Annotated in this window: 12 protein-coding genes and 2 pseudogenes; 10 read left to right on the plus strand and 4 right to left on the minus strand. The window is 66.0% G+C overall.

The genetic code is table 11. The features are described 5' to 3' along the window. From H926_RS25720 to H926_RS0105230, 3 genes and pseudogenes are all read left to right on the plus strand, one after another. Window positions 1-736: pseudogene (locus tag H926_RS25720) on the plus strand (DNA repair protein RecN); the annotation flags it as partial. Between the two features lie 134 nt (window positions 737-870). Then, window positions 871-2,964, plus strand: coding sequence for an NAD-dependent DNA ligase LigA (gene ligA, locus H926_RS0105225; protein WP_022675375.1), 2,094 nt, complete (start codon window positions 871-873; stop codon window positions 2,962-2,964). Window positions 2,965-2,970: 6 nt separating this feature from the next. Beyond that, entirely contained in the window at window positions 2,971-3,597 is a 627-nt protein-coding gene (locus tag H926_RS0105230; RefSeq protein ID WP_022675376.1) for a LysE family translocator, read from the plus strand. 141 nt (window positions 3,598-3,738) lie between these two features. Here the strand turns inward: H926_RS0105230 and H926_RS0105235 are convergent, their stop codons facing one another. Both H926_RS0105235 and bla read right to left on the minus strand, forming a co-directional pair. After that, on the minus strand, window positions 3,739-4,695 hold the full coding sequence (locus tag H926_RS0105235) for a 50S ribosomal protein L11 methyltransferase (protein WP_022675377.1): 957 nt from the start codon (window positions 4,693-4,695) through the stop codon (window positions 3,739-3,741). Continuing rightward, window positions 4,692-5,630: a subclass B3 metallo-beta-lactamase gene (gene bla / locus H926_RS0105240; RefSeq protein ID WP_022675378.1), complete on the minus strand. Its 939-nt coding sequence runs from the start codon at window positions 5,628-5,630 to the stop codon at window positions 4,692-4,694. The genes H926_RS0105235 and bla overlap by 4 nt, the downstream gene beginning before the upstream one ends. A gap of 134 nt (window positions 5,631-5,764) precedes the next feature. Between bla and sdhC the strand changes: the two genes are divergently transcribed. The 4 genes from sdhC (at window position 5,765) to H926_RS30705 (ending at window position 10,694) form a co-directional block, all read left to right on the plus strand. After that, entirely contained in the window at window positions 5,765-6,190 is a 426-nt protein-coding gene (sdhC, locus tag H926_RS0105245; RefSeq protein ID WP_022675379.1) for a succinate dehydrogenase, cytochrome b556 subunit, read from the plus strand. Between the two features lie 36 nt (window positions 6,191-6,226). Then, window positions 6,227-6,610 carry a succinate dehydrogenase, hydrophobic membrane anchor protein gene (sdhD, locus tag H926_RS0105250; RefSeq protein ID WP_022675380.1) on the plus strand — a complete coding sequence of 128 codons (384 nt, stop codon included), beginning with the start codon at window positions 6,227-6,229 and terminating at the stop codon, window positions 6,608-6,610. 3 nt (window positions 6,611-6,613) lie between these two features. Beyond that, window positions 6,614-8,419: a succinate dehydrogenase flavoprotein subunit gene (gene sdhA / locus H926_RS0105255; protein WP_022675381.1), complete on the plus strand. Its 1,806-nt coding sequence runs from the start codon at window positions 6,614-6,616 to the stop codon at window positions 8,417-8,419. Window positions 8,420-8,582: 163 nt separating this feature from the next. Further along, window positions 8,583-10,694 (plus strand): calcium-binding protein, encoded by a 2,112-nt coding sequence (locus H926_RS30705; protein WP_158441938.1) that lies wholly within the window; start codon window positions 8,583-8,585, stop codon window positions 10,692-10,694. Between the two features lie 63 nt (window positions 10,695-10,757). Here the strand turns inward: H926_RS30705 and H926_RS25725 are convergent, their stop codons facing one another. Together H926_RS25725 and H926_RS0105270 are read right to left on the minus strand one after the other, a co-directional pair. After that, window positions 10,758-11,363, minus strand: coding sequence for a hypothetical protein (locus tag H926_RS25725; RefSeq protein WP_022675383.1), 606 nt, complete (start codon window positions 11,361-11,363; stop codon window positions 10,758-10,760). Window positions 11,364-11,431: 68 nt separating this feature from the next. Continuing rightward, window positions 11,432-12,340 carry a neutral zinc metallopeptidase gene (locus H926_RS0105270; RefSeq protein WP_022675384.1) on the minus strand — a complete coding sequence of 303 codons (909 nt, stop codon included), beginning with the start codon at window positions 12,338-12,340 and terminating at the stop codon, window positions 11,432-11,434. Between the two features lie 199 nt (window positions 12,341-12,539). Here H926_RS0105270 and H926_RS25730 point away from each other — a divergent pair, with 199 nt between their 5' ends. The 3 genes and pseudogenes from H926_RS25730 to H926_RS0105285 form a co-directional block, all read left to right on the plus strand. Beyond that, window positions 12,540-14,141 carry a M28 family metallopeptidase gene (locus H926_RS25730; protein ID WP_082209017.1) on the plus strand — a complete coding sequence of 534 codons (1,602 nt, stop codon included), beginning with the start codon at window positions 12,540-12,542 and terminating at the stop codon, window positions 14,139-14,141. A 66-nt stretch (window positions 14,142-14,207) separates the two neighbouring features. After that, a complete protein-coding gene (gene guaB, locus H926_RS0105280) occupies window positions 14,208-15,665 on the plus strand; it encodes an IMP dehydrogenase (RefSeq protein ID WP_028657618.1) in 1,458 nt (485 codons plus the stop codon). Then, window positions 15,662-15,992 (plus strand): annotated as a pseudogene (locus H926_RS0105285) (RsmB/NOP family class I SAM-dependent RNA methyltransferase); the annotation flags it as partial. The gene guaB and the pseudogene H926_RS0105285, both read left to right, overlap by 4 nt.

Consider the following 15,992-nt stretch of genomic DNA (forward strand, 5'->3'; position numbering starts at 1 on the left):
GCGCCGCTGCGCGCAAGCATGGCTGCACGGTGGACGACCTGCCCGCCCGGCGCGACAGGCCGCGTTGCAATCGATCGAGGGTGGCGAGGCGCAGATCGCCGGGCTGGCGCGCGTGGCGATGGACGCGGGCCTGGACTATCGCGCCAAGGCAGAGGCGCTTTCGGTGCAGCGGGCCGAGGCCGCGCGCAAGCTGGACAAGGCAGTGGCCGCCGAACTGGCGCCGCTGCGGCTGGATGCGGCACGCTTTCACACCGCCGTGGTGCGCCTGCCCGAGGATCGCTGGAGCGGCCAGGGCATGGACGCGGTGGAGTTCCTCATCTCCACCAACCCCGGCAGCGATTTTGCGCCGCTGGGCAAGATCGCCTCGGGCGGGGAACTCTCGCGCTTCATCCTGGCGTTGAAGGTCGCGCTTGCCGAACAGGGCGGGGCAGCGACGGTGATCTTCGACGAGATCGATCGCGGCGTGGGCGGCGCTGTGGCCAGTGCCATTGGCGAGCGCCTGGCCCGCCTGGCGCACGGTGGCCAGTTGCTGGCCGTGACCCACAGCCCGCAAGTGGCGGCGCGGGGTGACGCGCATTATCTGATCGCCAAGTCGAGCGAGGGCACAGTCACGCGCACCTCGGTGAGCAAGCTGGACGCGGCCGGCCGCCAGGAGGAAATCGCGCGGATGCTCTCTGGCGCGGAAGTGACCGCCGAGGCGCGCGCGCAGGCCAGCCGCCTGCTCGAACAGGCTTGAACCCTTTTGCCCGGGTGGGCAGGCGGTTCCTCCACAGCTATGCCTTGCCCGGACTGGCGATAGCGCTTTACGAATTGCCGTGATGGCGTATCGCGCCGGTGACTGGCGCAATTGTTTGGTGAAAGTGGCGTATAATGAGTGATCCGGCAGGCATCGATCCGGCAGCAATGGGCGAGGCAGCCGCCGCGAACGAGCTGATGCGGCTGGCGCGCCAGATCGCCTATCACAACCGGCGCTATCACGCCGAAGACGCCCCGGAAATTTCCGACGCAGAATATGATGCCCTGGTGCGGCGCAATGCTGAACTGGAAACGGCGTTCCCGCATCTGATCCGTGCCGACAGCCCCTCGCGCGCCGTGGGTCACGAGGTTTCTGCTTCTCCCCTGCGTAAGGTGACACACGAGGTTCGCATGATGAGCCTCGACAATGCCTTCACCGACGAGGAGGTCGAGGAATTCGTCGCGCGCGTGCGCCGCTTCCTGGCGCTGCCGGCCGATGCGGCGGTGGTGATGACGGCGGAAGACAAGATCGACGGCCTGTCATGCTCGCTGCGCTATGAAGATGGCCGGCTGGTCCGCGCGGCCACGCGTGGTGATGGCCAGGTGGGCGAGGATGTGACTGTCAATGTAGCCTATATCAAAGACATACCGCAGGAACTTCGCAGCGATTCCGGTGTCGTGCCACCGGCCGTGTTCGAAATCCGGGGCGAGGTCTACATGGCCAAGGCCGATTTCCTCGCGCTCAATGCCGCGCAGGAGGAAAAGGGCGACAAGGTCTTTGCCAACCCGCGCAACGCCGCCGCCGGATCGCTGCGCCAGAAGGACGCGAGCGTGACGGCCGCGCGGCCCTTGCGCTTTCTGGCGCATGGCTGGGGTGCGGCCAGCGCGGTGCCGGCTGAAACGCAGTGGGCGATGATGCAGCAGATCGCGGCCTGGGGCGTGCCAGTGTCACCCCTGCTGACGCGCTGCGATGATACCGCGCAGATGCTGGCGCACTATCGCAGCATTCAGGCGCAACGTGCTGAATTACCCTATGATATCGATGGCGTGGTGTACAAGGTCGATAGCCTGGAATGGCAGCGCCGGTTGGGCTTTGTTGCCAAGGCACCGCGCTGGGGCATGGCGCACAAGTTTCCTGCCGAACAGGCGGAAACCACAGTGGAGGCAATCGATATCCAGGTCGGCCGCACCGGCAAGCTGACGCCAGTGGGCCGCCTGCGCCCGGTGCTGGTGGGTGGGGTGACTGTCACCAACGTCACGCTTCATAACCGTGATGAGATCGGCCGGCTGGGTGTGCGCGTCGGCGATCGCGTGGTCTTGCAACGGGCTGGTGATGTTATCCCGCAAGTGGTTGAAAACCTGACACGCGAAGAAGACCGTCCGGCCTATGTCTTTCCCGATCACTGCCCGGAATGCAGCAGCGAGGCGGTGGCAGAAGAGGGCGAGGTCGACGTGCGCTGCACCGGCGGGCTGGTGTGCCCGGCGCAGCGGACCGAGCGGCTCAAGCATTTTGTCAGCCGCGCCGCCCTCGATATCGAGGGCCTGGGCGAAAAGACTATCGCCGAATTTTTTGCGCTGGGCTGGTTGGAAAGCCCGGCCGACATCTTCCGCCTGCGCAAGCGGCGTGACGACATCGTCGGCCGCGAGGGCTGGAAGGACAAGTCGGTCGACAATCTGCTCGCCGCGATCGAGGCCAAGCGCCAGCCCGATGCCGCGCGCCTGCTGTTCGGGCTGGGCATTCGCCACGTTGGCGCGGTCACCGCGCGCGACCTGTTGAAGCGCTTCGTCACGCTGCCCGCGCTGCGCGCCGTGGCCGAACGCGCCCATGGCGGCGATGAAGAGGCCAAGGCCGAACTGCTGGGCATCGACGGCGTTGGCCCGGTGGTGGTGGAAGCGCTGGGCGATTTCTTTCACGAGCCGCACAACATCGCTGTGTGGGACGATCTACTGGGTGAAGTGAGCCCGCCCGATTTCATCGTCGAAACCCGCGCCAGCGCCGTCGCGGGCAAGACCGTGGTGTTTACCGGCAAGCTGGAAACGATGAGCCGCGACGAGGCCAAGGCCCAGGCCGAGGCGCTGGGCGCACGGGCCGCTGGCAGCGTTTCGCCCAAGACCGACCTGGTCGTTGCCGGGCCGGGTGCGGGCAGCAAGCTGAAAAAGGCAGCCGAACTGGGCATTGAGGTGATCGACGAAGCCGCCTGGGCGGAAATCTTCAAGGCAGCGGGATAGGCGATTATGGCCCTTCACACCTGGTGGCTGTTTGTCGTCACCGTCTTTTTCATTTCGATCTCGCCCGGCCCCAACATGCTGCACGTGATGACGCGCAGCGTGACGCTGGGCTTTGGCCGGGCGATGCTGGCCATGAGCGGCTGCTTTCTCGCCGTGCTCACGCTGCTCAGCCTCTCGGCCGCGGGGCTGTCGGCGGTTCTGGTGGCGATGCCGCAGGTGTTTACCGCGCTCAAGATCGTCGGCGCGGCCTATCTGCTTTACCTGGGGTACAAATCCTGGACCGCCAAGGAGTCTCCGGTGGACATGGTGGGCGATGGGCCAGTGGCTCTGCCATCGCCGCTCGGCCTGTTTCGCACCGGATTTCTGATCGGCATCAGCAACCCCAAGGCATTGCTGTTTGCCGGGGCATTCCTGCCGCAGTTCATCGATCCTGCCCGGCCCAAGGCGGCGCAGTTTGCCGTCATGGTGGCAACCTTTGGCGTGATCGAGATGACCTCGTACCTGCTTTATGCGCTGGGCGGCCGCTCGGTGGCGCGCTGGCTGGAAAAACCATCGCCGCGCAAGATCTTCAACCGCGTGACCGGCGCGATCTTCGTGGCGTTTGGCGTGGCGATGGTGGGTAGCCGGGTTTAGGCTTTGGTGCTTGGGTTCTCACCACCCCCCGACCCCCTCCTCTGAAGAGGAGGGGGAGTTAAGCTGCTGATTTTTTAGCCCCATCCTCTTTAGAGGAGGGGGTTGGGGGTGGTGCTGGCCCTTATGCCGCGCCCGCGCAATTCACCACTTCTGCGACCACGCCGGCAGCGCACCGGGCTTGCTGGCATGAATGCGCGCGGTGGCGCGGCGGCGCAGCCACAGGATCGACCAGTCACCACGCACCTGGCGCGCGGCAAGGCGCAGGCCGGCGCGGGCGTAGGCGGCGCGCACGGCCTTTTCCTGCGTGGCGAGCAAGCCAGCGAGGAGAATATGGCCGCCCGGCTTGACCGCGGCGGCAAATTCCGGCGCCAGTTCGATCAGTGGACCCGCCAGGATATTGGCAATCAGCAGGTCATAGGGCGCCGACAGGCGCAGCAGCGGGTGATCCATGCCAGCCGCGATGACCATGGCAAGCTTGCCAGGCCCATCGCCCAGCGGCACGCCGTTGGCATCGGCATTGGTTGCGACCACCGGGCCGCAGACGGCATCGATGTCGCTGGCGATGGCGCGCGCGCCGGGCCACAGATGTAGCCCGGCAAAGGCGAGCAGGCCGGTGCCGGTGCCGATATCGGCCAAGTTGCGCACCACCGCGCCATTGGCCTTCATATGCGCCAGCATCGCCAGGCACCCGGCGGTGGTGGCGTGTTGGCCGGTGCCAAAGGCCTGGCTGGTGGGGATCAGGAAATTGCGGATGCCGGGCGTGTCCACTGCCAGATATTCGGGGGTGTGGACGTGGAACGGCCCTTCGTGGATCGGCTCCACCCCGTGCTGGCTGAGCGTGACCCAGTCTTCCTCGGGCAGTTGTTCGATCACCATCGGCGGCGCGCCATCGGCGAACAGCGCGGCGATCGCGGCGCGTTCGTCTTCGCCCGGTTCGTCGGCCAGCCAGGCTTCCAGCTGCCAATCGTCGGGCTTGTCCTCGGCAATCTCGCTGCCGGCGATGACGATGTCGGCGTCCCAGTCGAACACGTCTTCGTGGGCGATCAGCGCGGCCTGGACGATGGGGCGCGGCGCAAGGATGGTGATTTTCCAGCTCATGGCGCGGGTCTTTGCGGCGGCGCGGCCTCCTTGGCAAGCGTCTCGTCAAGCCGGGCGCGGCCATTGGCGGCATAGGTGCGGCAGGCACCCGGCACCGGCCGGGGCGCCCCATGCGCAAGGCGCTCGAACAGGTCGCTGGCGCCGGGATGAGGCGTGATCAGCACGGTGCAGGGCAGGGCGGCAATGCGATCGAGCGAGGCGCGAAACGCCGCGACATAGGCGGGATGATCGGCAAAGCGCCAACCCGGCGCGGCCATCGCGGTGACGCTGTCGACATAGGCCATGGCGCGGCAATCGCGGCCCTGGCAGCTGGTCCAGGTCCAGCTGGTGGAGCCGGGGGCGTGGCCTGGCGTGGCATGGGCGACAAGGCGCAGCGGCCCGGCCACCAGCGTTTCGCCATCATGCAGCACGCGATCGACGGCAACGGCCGGGAACGGCTTGAGCCAGGCGGACTGGGGATCGTCTGCCGGAACCTGACCGGTGGTGAGCACGCGCGCGGCGGCGGGCATGGCCGCCAGGCGTGCGCCGGTCATCCGCTTTAGCGCAGCCAGGCCGCCAGCGTGATCGGAATGTTCGTGGCTGAGCACGATCCAGCGCACGTCATGCAGGCGAAAACCGGCGGCAACGATGTTGCGCGCGACACTGTCGGCGGCCTCCGCCACGCCGGCATCGATCAGCACATGCCCTTGCGGCGAGGTGACGAGAACCGCGCTGATCCCGCAGGTGCCGACGTACCAGGTATTGGCAAAGATCCGTTGCGGCGGCGCGGGATCGGCCCAGCCATCGCGGTTGTGGCAGGCCTGGGCGAGGGTGGGCCGCGCCGGAATGTGCGACGGCTGCGATCGGGCAAGCGCTGGCGCGGCCATGGCAACAAGCCCGGCGAGCGCGGCTGCGAAGATAGGAATGGTGCGCATCGCCTGTGGTTTGCGCGTCATCTTGCCGCATGACAACATACGAATTCGGCTTGGCCCTTTCGGCGGCTTGCACCCCGGGGCTTTTCGACTAATAGCGACTCGTCCCGACCGGAAACCTCATCCCGGTCGCCTTTGCGATAATAAGGGGAAGTTCCATGGCGCTGGCGCACAGCAACCGGCCACTTTCGCCGCACCTCCAGATCTGGCGCTGGGGTCCGGCCATGCTGGTCTCGATCCTCCACCGTGTTACGGGCAATGGCCTGGCCTTTGTCGGCCTGTCGCTGTTGCTGTGGTGGCTGGGTTCGATCGCCAGCGGTCCTGAAGCCTATGCGACGTTCATGACCTATGTGTGGACCGGCGCCGATGGCGGCCTTTCCGCCATTACCGCGATCCTCGGCAAGATCGTGCTGGTCGGCCTGTCGTGGGCGTTCTTCCAGCATGCCGCCACCGGCATCCGTCACCTCGTGCTCGATATCGGCGTGGGCTACGAACTTTCGGTCAATGCCCGTTGGTCGGTCTTCACTATGATCGCTTCTGTCGGTCTTACGGCTCTGTTCTGGGGCTTCGTGCTGCTGCGCTAAGCGCCGGCACGCCTTACCTGATTTCTCGGAGGTACCATGGGTAACGGAACTTCGATCGGTCGCGTGCGCGGGCTGGGCTCCAGCCACGCCGGCACGCACCACTGGCTGGCCCAGCGCCTTACGGCGGTGGGCAACCTGATCGTCATCCCCTTCCTCGGCATCAGCCTGGCGCTGCTGCCCGCGCACGATTATGTCACCGTGCATGGCTGGGCGGCCAAGCCGCTGTCGGCCACCATGCTGGTGCTGCTGGTGCTCAACACGCTTTACCACGCGCGCCTGGGCGTGCAGGTCATGCTGGAAGACTACATCCACGAAGAAGGTGGCAAGGTCGCATCCTGGATGCTGATCAACTTCGTGCCCGCCGCCGCTGCCGTGTTCGGCATCGTCTCGATCATCCGCATCGCACTGGGGGCCGCGTAAGCCATGTCTGCTGCCTACAAGATCATCGATCATACCTATGACACCGTCGTTGTCGGCGCGGGCGGTTCGGGCCTGCGCGCCACGATGGGTTCGGCCCAGGCCGGTCTGCGCACCGCGTGCATCACCAAGGTGTTCCCCACCCGCTCGCACACCGTGGCGGCGCAGGGTGGTATCGCGGCTTCGCTGCAGAACAACACGCCCGATCACTGGACCTGGCACATGTACGACACCGTCAAGGGGTCTGACTGGCTGGGCGACCAGGACGCGATCGAATACATGGTGCGTGAAGCCCCGGCCGCGGTTTACGAACTGGAGCACGCTGGCGTGCCGTTCAGCCGCAACGCCGATGGCACGATCTATCAGCGCCCGTTCGGCGGCCACATGCAGAACATGGGCGAAGGCCCGCCGGTGCAGCGCACCTGCGCCGCCGCCGACCGCACCGGCCACGCCATGCTTCACGCGCTCTATCAGCAGAGCCTGAAGTATGATGCCGACTTCTTCATCGAATACTTCGCCATCGACCTGATCATGGAAAACGGCGAATGCCGTGGCGTGATCGCGCTGTGCATGGACGATGGCTCGATCCACCGCTTCCGTGGCCACGCCGTGGTGCTGGCCACCGGCGGCTATGGCCGCTGCTATTTCACCGCGACGTCGGCCCACACCTGCACCGGCGACGGTGGCGGCATGGTGCTGCGCGCGGGCCTGCCGCTGCAGGACATGGAATTCGTCCAGTTCCACCCCACCGGCATCTATGGTGCGGGCGTGCTGATCACCGAAGGCGCGCGCGGGGAAGGTGGCTATCTCACCAACTCCGAAGGCGAGCGTTTCATGGAACGCTATGCCCCCTCGGCCAAGGACCTCGCCAGCCGCGACGTGGTGTCGCGTTCGATGGCGCTGGAAATCCGCGAAGGCCGTGGCGTTGGCCCGCACAAGGACCACATCTACCTGCACCTTGATCACATCGATGCCAAGGTGCTGGCCGAGCGCCTGCCCGGGATCACCGAAAGCGGCAAGATCTTTGCCGGCGTCGACCTGACGCGCCAGCCGCTGCCGGTGGTGCCGACGGTGCACTACAACATGGGTGGCATTCCCACCAACTACCACGGCGAAGTGATGACCATCGGCGCCGATGGCAATCCCGAAACCGTGGTGCCGGGCCTGTTCGCCGTGGGCGAAGCGGCCTGCGTTTCGGTGCACGGCGCCAACCGCCTGGGCTCCAACTCGCTGATCGACCTTGTCGTGTTCGGCCGCGCCACCGGCCTGCGCCTCAAGGAATTGATCAAGCCGGGCACGGCGCACCAGTCGCTGCCCAAGGACAGCGCGGACCTGGCGCTGTCGCGCCTGGATCACTTCCGCAACGCCAAGGGCGGTTCGCCCACCGCCAAGATCCGCACCGAGATGCAGCGCGCGATGAGCCAGCACGCGGCGGTGTTCCGCACCGACGAGCTGATGGCCGAAGGTAAGCACAAGCTGGCCGAAATCTATGCCTCAATGCAGGATATCGGCGTGTCGGACCGTTCGTTGATCTGGAACTCGGATCTGGTGGAAACGCTGGAGCTGGACAACCTGATCAGCCAGGCTTCGGTGACAATGCATTCGGCCTACAACCGCAAGGAAAGCCGCGGCGCCCATGCGCACGAGGATTTCCCCAACCGCGACGACGCCACCTGGATGAAGCATACCGTGGGCTGGTTCGACGGCTGGGGCGGCAAGAGCGGCGACATCAAGCTCGATTACCGCCCGGTGCACGAATACACGCTCACCGACGACGTGCAGTACATCAAGCCCAAGGCGCGCGTCTATTGATCCGCGCCTGACGGCAAGAGACCAAGCAAAGGCCGGGGTTGGCAAGACCCCGGCCTTTTTCGTTGATCCAAACTGGGGCTTGTTTCCATGGGTGGAAGCCATGCGTTGCAATAGGTTGTGAACCATCGCGCTCTCGTTGGCCGGGGCGGAGATGGGAGATATCATGACCTATTATCGCGATGGAGCGGAAGTAACGCTGGACCAGACGCAGGCGCAAAGGCGTTCTCCCTTCGCGACGTTCCTGGCCAACGGCAACATCCTGGTCATGAACGAGGACACCGCGCATCCCAATTCGGGTGACTATATCTATTCCGTATTCACGGCCGATGGCGTGGCCAGCGGGGTAACTGCCACGGTGCGCGACTATGAGGTTTTTACGCTCGCCGACGGCAATGCGATCACTGTCAAGGAGGCCGAGGGCGCCGGTAGCCCCGTCACCCTGTCGCTGTTGGACACCGATCCGCGCGATGGCACGATCAGCGGGACGATCACGGTACCGGCGCCGTCCCCCTCGGCCACGTACACCGGCACTTCGGTACTGGCGCTGAAGGGCGCGGATCTGGGCAACGTGGCCGTTGTCAGCAACGTCGATTTTGGGGGGAACGCGGCGCGGGCGGTGGTCAACATCGTTGACCTGGCAACGATGAGCGTCGTTGCGCGCTTCACGGCCTCTTCCTCGGATCGGGATTTGCCGCCCAGCGTGACGCAGTTGGCCGACGGTTCACTGCTTACGCTGGCGCTGGGCAATGGGGTGTCGAGCGGAAACGTCGGCTACACCTATGCGATCCATGCCGTGGACGGCACCGAGATCAAGGCGGCGACGCTGCTGGCGCTGCCGACGCGGTATGGCAATGCGGTGGAAGTGCAGATGGTCGCGCTTGCGACGGGTGGCTTTGCCATGACCTGGGCCGAAAACCATTCCAGTGGCGGTTTCGTGTCGCTGGGGGCGCTGCATATGCAGGTGTTCGATGGCAGCGGTGCCGTGGTGCAGGCCGATACGATCGTCAGCGAGGATGGTCCGCGCTTCGTTGGCTCGACCGACTTGGTTGCCCTGGCGGATGGCGGCTTCGCGATCGCCTGGGCCAGCGCCAACCCGGCGGGCGGCGCGAACGGCGCCAGCGAGATTGCGTTGCGGACCTATGATCATTCCGGCGGCGAAATCGGCCAGGAGCAGATCGTCAACACCACCACGGCGGGAACCCAGGATGCCGCGCAACTTGTGGCGCTGGCCGATGGTGGTTTTGCCGTGCTGTGGCGCGACGGCAACGGCACCTTGCACTCGCAGGCCTACACCGATCACCACGGGCAAACGGTGGAAGGCACGGCGGCGGCTGATAAACTGGTGGGCACCGAAAAGGACGATCTGTTTCTCGGCCATGGCGGCAACGACAGGTTTGCGGGCGGCGCGGGGAACGACACGATCAGCTTTGCCGATGCGCAGCAGGGCATCTACCTGACGCTGGCGACGACCAAGCCGGTCGACACGATCGGGGCGGGGACGGTCCAGATCAAGAGCATCGAAAACGCCATCGGCTCGCAATTCGATGACACGATCCTTGGCAACAAGGATGCCAACCGCCTGGAAGGCGGCGCGGGCAATGATCGCTTGAAGGGCGGGGCGGGGGATGACCACCTGCTCGGCGGCGCCGGCAACGACGCGCTGTTTGGCCAGGCGGGAGCCGACCGCATGGAGGGCGGCACCGGCAATGACGTCTATTATGTCGATGACGCCGGCGACAGGGTGGTGGAGCGCGGCGATGATGCCGGGATCGACAAGGTCTTCTCCACCATCAGCTATCGTCTCGATGCCAACGTTGAGCGGCTCACGCTGGTGAGCGGCGCGGGCAACATCAATGGTGCGGGCAACAACGCCAACAACACGATCGTGGGGAACGAGGGCGACAACGTGTTGAGTGGGGGCGGCGGCATAGACAGCCTGACCGGCGGGGCGGGGCACGATACCTTCGTGTTCGACACCAGCCCGCTGGCCGTCGGGCGCACGGTGATCCGCGATTTTGTGAGCGGCGAGGACAAGATTGCCCTGTCACTCGATGCGTTTGGCGCAGGTTTCTATGCACAGCCACCTGGCGCCATTGCCGATGCCGAATTCGGCTATGGAACGCGTGCGACCACAGCCGAACAAAGCCTGATCTATGACCGGGCCAGCGGAAACCTCTATTACGACGTCGACGGCACCGGGCCGGAGAAGGCGGTGCGCATCGGGGTGTTGATGGGCGCGCCCGATCTGCACCTGGCGGATATCATACTGGTCTAAGCGACCTTGCCCCGGCGCCTGCACCGCATGACAGCGGGCGGGCGCCGGGGATAGGGTGAAGGATCAGCGGTTGCGCTTTTCCTGCTTGGCCTGTTCCTTGGCCGCATCGGCAGCGGCGGCCTCGCGCGCGCGGTTGGCAGCGACGGCGCTGGCATCGCGCGAGGTTGCGCCACGCGCCGGATAAGGACAGCTGCGCGACTGGCCAACGCCCTTGAGGAACGAACGGCGGGCGGTGCCGGCGAACAGGGCCACCTGCCAACGGCGCTGTGCTTCGTTCGCGCCAGAGATTTCGCGGATGATGCCGCCGAACGGGATCAGCGAGCCGACGATCGACTTGGCCGTATTGCCCACCTTGAGGCCGCCCTTGGTGTAATCGGCAATATCGATGTCATCGCCGAGCACGGCATCGAGCCGGCGGATTTCGGACGAGATCGCCGGGCAGCTGCGCAGGCCAGCCAGAGTATAGGGCGTTTCCTGGGCGCGCTGCAGGATCGGCGGAATATCTTCCTTCTTGAGGTTCACCGTTTCGAGCGGCGTGGCGACGACATCGCCGACCTTGGCATCCTTGGGAGCCACGGCAGTCTGCGCGTGGGCGGCGAGGCTGCCAAGCGCGAGCGGGAGCATCGCGCCGAGCAGGGCGGCGCGGGCGGCATTTCGGTGTGCGAACATAATCGGTAAAACTCCCCGGTTTCCCGCATTACGCTGCAAACCGGCCTAAGTTCCACACGATCTGCCGATCACACCGCGCCCGGCGCAAAGGTGTTGCACTGCGCCGGGTTGCCGCTGTCGAGGCCCTTGCGCAGCCAGGCCATCCGCTGTTCAGAGCTGCCATGGGTAAACGCAGCCTCGACCGGGGTGCGGCCGGCGGCTTTCATCAGCGTGTCATCGCCGATCTGGTGCGCGGCGCGCAGGCCTTCCTCGACATCGCCGGTTTCGATCCGGGAACGATTTTGCGCGGCCCACACCCCTGCGTAGCAATCGGCCTGGAGTTCGAGGCGCACCGACAGGGCGTTGGCCGCATCGGGATTGGCGCGCTGCGCCTGTGTTACCTTGTCTGACGTGCCGACCAGCTTCTGGATATGGTGGCCATATTCATGGGCCATGACATAGACCCGCGCGAAATCACCGCCTGCGCCGAGCTTCTTGTCCAGCTCGGTATAGAAATCGGTGTCGATGTAGATGCCCTGGTCGCTGGGGCAATAGAACGGCCCCATGGCGCTTTGCGCCGCGCCGCAGCCCGAGGAACCCTGGCTGGAATAGAACACCAGCTTGGGTGCGCGAAACGCGATGTTCTCGCTGGCCAGCAAAGGCTTCCAGGTCTTGTTGAGCGAGGATAGCGCATTGCAGCTTTCATGGCTGAACGCGTTGACGTCACACGCCTGGGCAAGCGTTTCACCGCCGGGTTGGCCGACCTGCTGCGATGGCGTTTCTCCCACCGGCCCGGCCAACTGGCGGGGCAAGCCACCGAACAGGAACGACGCGCCAACCACGACCAAGACCCCGAGGATGCCAAAGCGTGAGCCGACCAGACTGAGGATCAGGCCAAGCGGGAAACCGCCGCCACCGCCGCCGCCCAAAGAAAAGCCGCCGCCCCGGCCGCGCTGGTCTTCCACGTCGATGTTGTTGTCGTAATCGTCGAGCCGCATCGCTTGCCTGTCGTCTGTGTGCCGTACGTGCCACGGCATATAGCGTAATTGGCAAGCCGTGGCGCGCGACAATGTTCCGCGTCATGCGCCAGGAATTTCGCGCCCAGGCTCGATTCACCGTGCTTTACAGTTTGGGAACTTGCGCGTCTTGGCGGGTTTTGTCAGCAATGAGCCTGCGCTGAAGCGTTTGGGGACATAGATGAGTCGTGGCGCAAGGCTGTTGAGGGCACTGGCCCTGGTGTCGCTGGCAGCCGTGCTGCCGGTGAACGCCACGCGTGCGGCTACCGCGCCCGCGGCCCAGACCCTGGAGCAGCGGCTGCGTGGCCATGTCGAGACGCTGGCCAGCCCGGCCTTCGCCGGCCGACGCCCCGGCACCGACGGCGAAACCCAGACCTTGCGCTATCTGGTGCGGCAGTGGTTCGAAATGGGCCTGGAATCGGGCACCAACCTGCCGGGCAGCCCGTGGTTTGCGCCGGTCGAACTGGTCGCGCGCGAGCCGGTGCTATCGCGCGCGGCCTTCATGCGTGGCCGGCGGCGCCTGGCGGCTGACGAGCATGATGTGTTCGTGGTCACCTCGGGCGTGCGCAACCTGGTGGACAGCGCGCCGGTGCTGTTTGTCGGCCATGGGGTGGTGCCATCGCGCACCGAACTGGCCGGCCGTGTGGCGCTCTTGCTGGAAAGCAAGGCAGCCGCGGGCAACAAGCGTGGTGACCATGACGAGCGCCACGGCGATGTGGAGGCAGGGCGCGAGGCCGTGGGCCGCCTGCTGGACGGCGGGGCCATGGCGGTGATCACGGTGCTGGATGGCACGCGCACCCTTGATGATGTGGCGGCGCGGCGGCGCAAGGCTGGCACGATGCTGGCCGGAGAGCGGCTCGACAACGAGATCGAGGCGTTTGTTACCCCCGACATGGCCGATCGCCTGCTGGGCGGAACCACGGCCGCGCCAGGCCAGGCGCTGGCCGCTGCCCAGGCCGAGGCAGAAAAGCCCGATTTCACGCCGCGCCTGATCGGCACTACGGCCAGTCTGGAAGCGACCAGCACCGAAACCCGCGTGCGCACGCACAACCTGATCGGCCGCATTCCCGGGCGCGATCCCGCTGCCGGCGCCGTGCTGCTCGTGGCGCATTGGGACCATTTCGGGGTTTGCACGGCGGCCGGGGCGATCTGCCCGGGCGCGGTGGACAATGCCAGCGGTGTGGCGGTGATCACCGAAGTGGCGCGGCAGATCTTGGCAGGCATGCCGCAGCGCATGCCCGATCGCGATATCTATGTTCTGGCCACCACCGGCGAGGAAATGGGCCTGCTTGGCGCCCTGGCCTTTGCCGAAAATCCGCCGCTGCCGCTGGGGCGGATCGTGGCGGCGTTCAATGTCGACAGCACCGGCCTGGTGCCGGCGGGCGGACAAGTGGCGATCGTGGGGCGGGGGATGACCCCGCTGGATGATACTGTGGCGCGGGTGCTGGCGCGGACGCGTCGCAAGCTGGTCGATGGCCGGGCGGCCAATGCCTATGTGCGCCGGCAGGACAGCTGGGTGCTGATGCAGCATGATGTGCCCGCGATCATGGTCAGCACCAGCTATGCCGACGAAGCCCGATTGGACCGGTTCATGACCGGCGCCTATCACACGCCGGCCGATACGCCGGACCATGTGAACTATGCCGGCATGGCCGATGACGTGCAGATTAACACCGAGCTGGTGCGCGAATTTGCCGATGCCCGTCGCTATGCCACAGGGGGCGTGACACCCCCGGCGACGGTGCCCGCGCCAGGGCCGACAAATAGCGCCCGAACCCCCTAGCCAATTGTTCCCGGCTTGATTACATGGGCCGCCACGATTCTACCCGGACAGGAAGTGGCAGCGCACATGGATATCCCCCTCGGCCTTACCTTTGACGACGTTCTGTTGCGTCCGGCCGAGTCAGACATTCTGCCTTCGCAGGCCGATACCCGCACCCGCCTGACCAAGGCGATCGCTCTCAACATCCCCGTGCTGTCTTCGGCCATGGACACTGTGACCGAGGCCGACATGGCCATCGTGATGGCCCAGCTTGGCGGGATCGGCGTGTTGCACCGCAACCTGACGATCGAGGAACAGGCCGCCGCCGTGCGCGCAGTGAAGCGCTATGAAAGCGGCATGGTGGTCAACCCGATCACCATTTCGCCTGATGCCACGCTGGGCGACGCCCAGGCGCTGATGAGCGCCAACCGCATCAGCGGCATTCCGGTGGTGGAAGCCGGCGGCCGGCTGGTGGGCATCCTCACCAATCGCGACGTGCGCTTTGCCGCCAATCTGGCGCAGCCGGTGCGCGAGTTGATGACGCACGAAAACCTGGCTACGGTGAAGCTGGGCACCAGCGGCGACGAAGCCCGCCGCCTGCTGCACGCCCGCCGCATCGAAAAGCTGCTGGTGGTGGACGATGCCTATCGCTGCATCGGCCTGATCACGGTGAAGGACATCGAAAAGTCGGTGACCTATCCCAACGCCACCAAGGACAGTGCCGGCCGCCTGCGCGTGGCCGCTGCCACGACCGTGGGTGAAAAGGGCATGGCCCGCACCGCCGCCCTGGTGGAAGCGGAATGCGACGTGGTGATCATCGACACCGCCCATGGCCACAACCGCGACGTGGCCCGTGCCGTGGAAGCGGTGAAGAAGCTGTCGAACGACGTGCAGGTGATTGCCGGCAACGTTGCCACCGCAGAGGCCACCCGCGCGCTGATCGATGCCGGGGCCGATGGCATCAAGGTGGGCATCGGGCCGGGCTCGATCTGCACCACCCGCATCGTTGCCGGCGTGGGCGTGCCGCAGCTGACCGCGATCATGGAATGCGCGGCCGAGGCGGAAAAGTCAGGCGTGCCGGTGATCGGCGATGGCGGCCTGCGGACGTCGGGCGATGCGGCGAAGGCGCTTGCCGCCGGTGCCAGCTCGATCATGATCGGTTCGATGCTGGCCGGCACCGAGGAAGCGCCGGGCGAAACCTTCATCTACCAGGGCCGCGCCTACAAGGCCTATCGCGGCATGGGTTCGGTTGGTGCGATGGCGCGCGGTTCGGCCGATCGCTATTTCCAGCAGGACATCAAGGATTCGATGAAGCTGGTGCCCGAAGGCATCGAAGGCCAGGTGCCGTACAAGGGCCCGGCCAAGGACGTGGTGCACCAGCTGGTCGGCGGCATCAAGGCGGCCATGGGCTATACCGGCAGCGGCACGATCGAGCACCTGCGCAAGAACGCCAAGTTCGTGCGCATCACCAATGCGGGCCTCAAGGAAAGCCACGTCCATGACGTGACGATCACGCGTGAGGCACCGAACTACCCCACGCGGTGACGCCGGCCGCGCGGGTCCAGGCCGCGATCGACATTCTGGATGGCGTGATCGCGGCCGCGCGCGGGCAGGGGGCTTCGGCCGATCGGCTGGCGGCGGAATGGTTTCGCCAGCGGCGCTTTGTCGGGTCAAAGGATCGCCGCGCCATTCGCGAGCTGGTCTGGGCCGCGATCCGCGCCTGTGGCGAAGTGCCGGTGAGCGGACGGTCTGCCGTGCTGCGCCTGGCGCAGGATGATCCCGATCTGGCCGCACGCTTTGACGGTTCGCCCTATGGCCCGGCGCCGATCCGCGCCGACGAGCCCGTGGCGCTGGCCGGCGCCATGCCGGGCT

This window comes from Novosphingobium sp. B-7 (assembly GCF_000410615.1).
Lineage (GTDB): Bacteria > Pseudomonadota > Alphaproteobacteria > Sphingomonadales > Sphingomonadaceae > Novosphingobium > Novosphingobium capsulatum.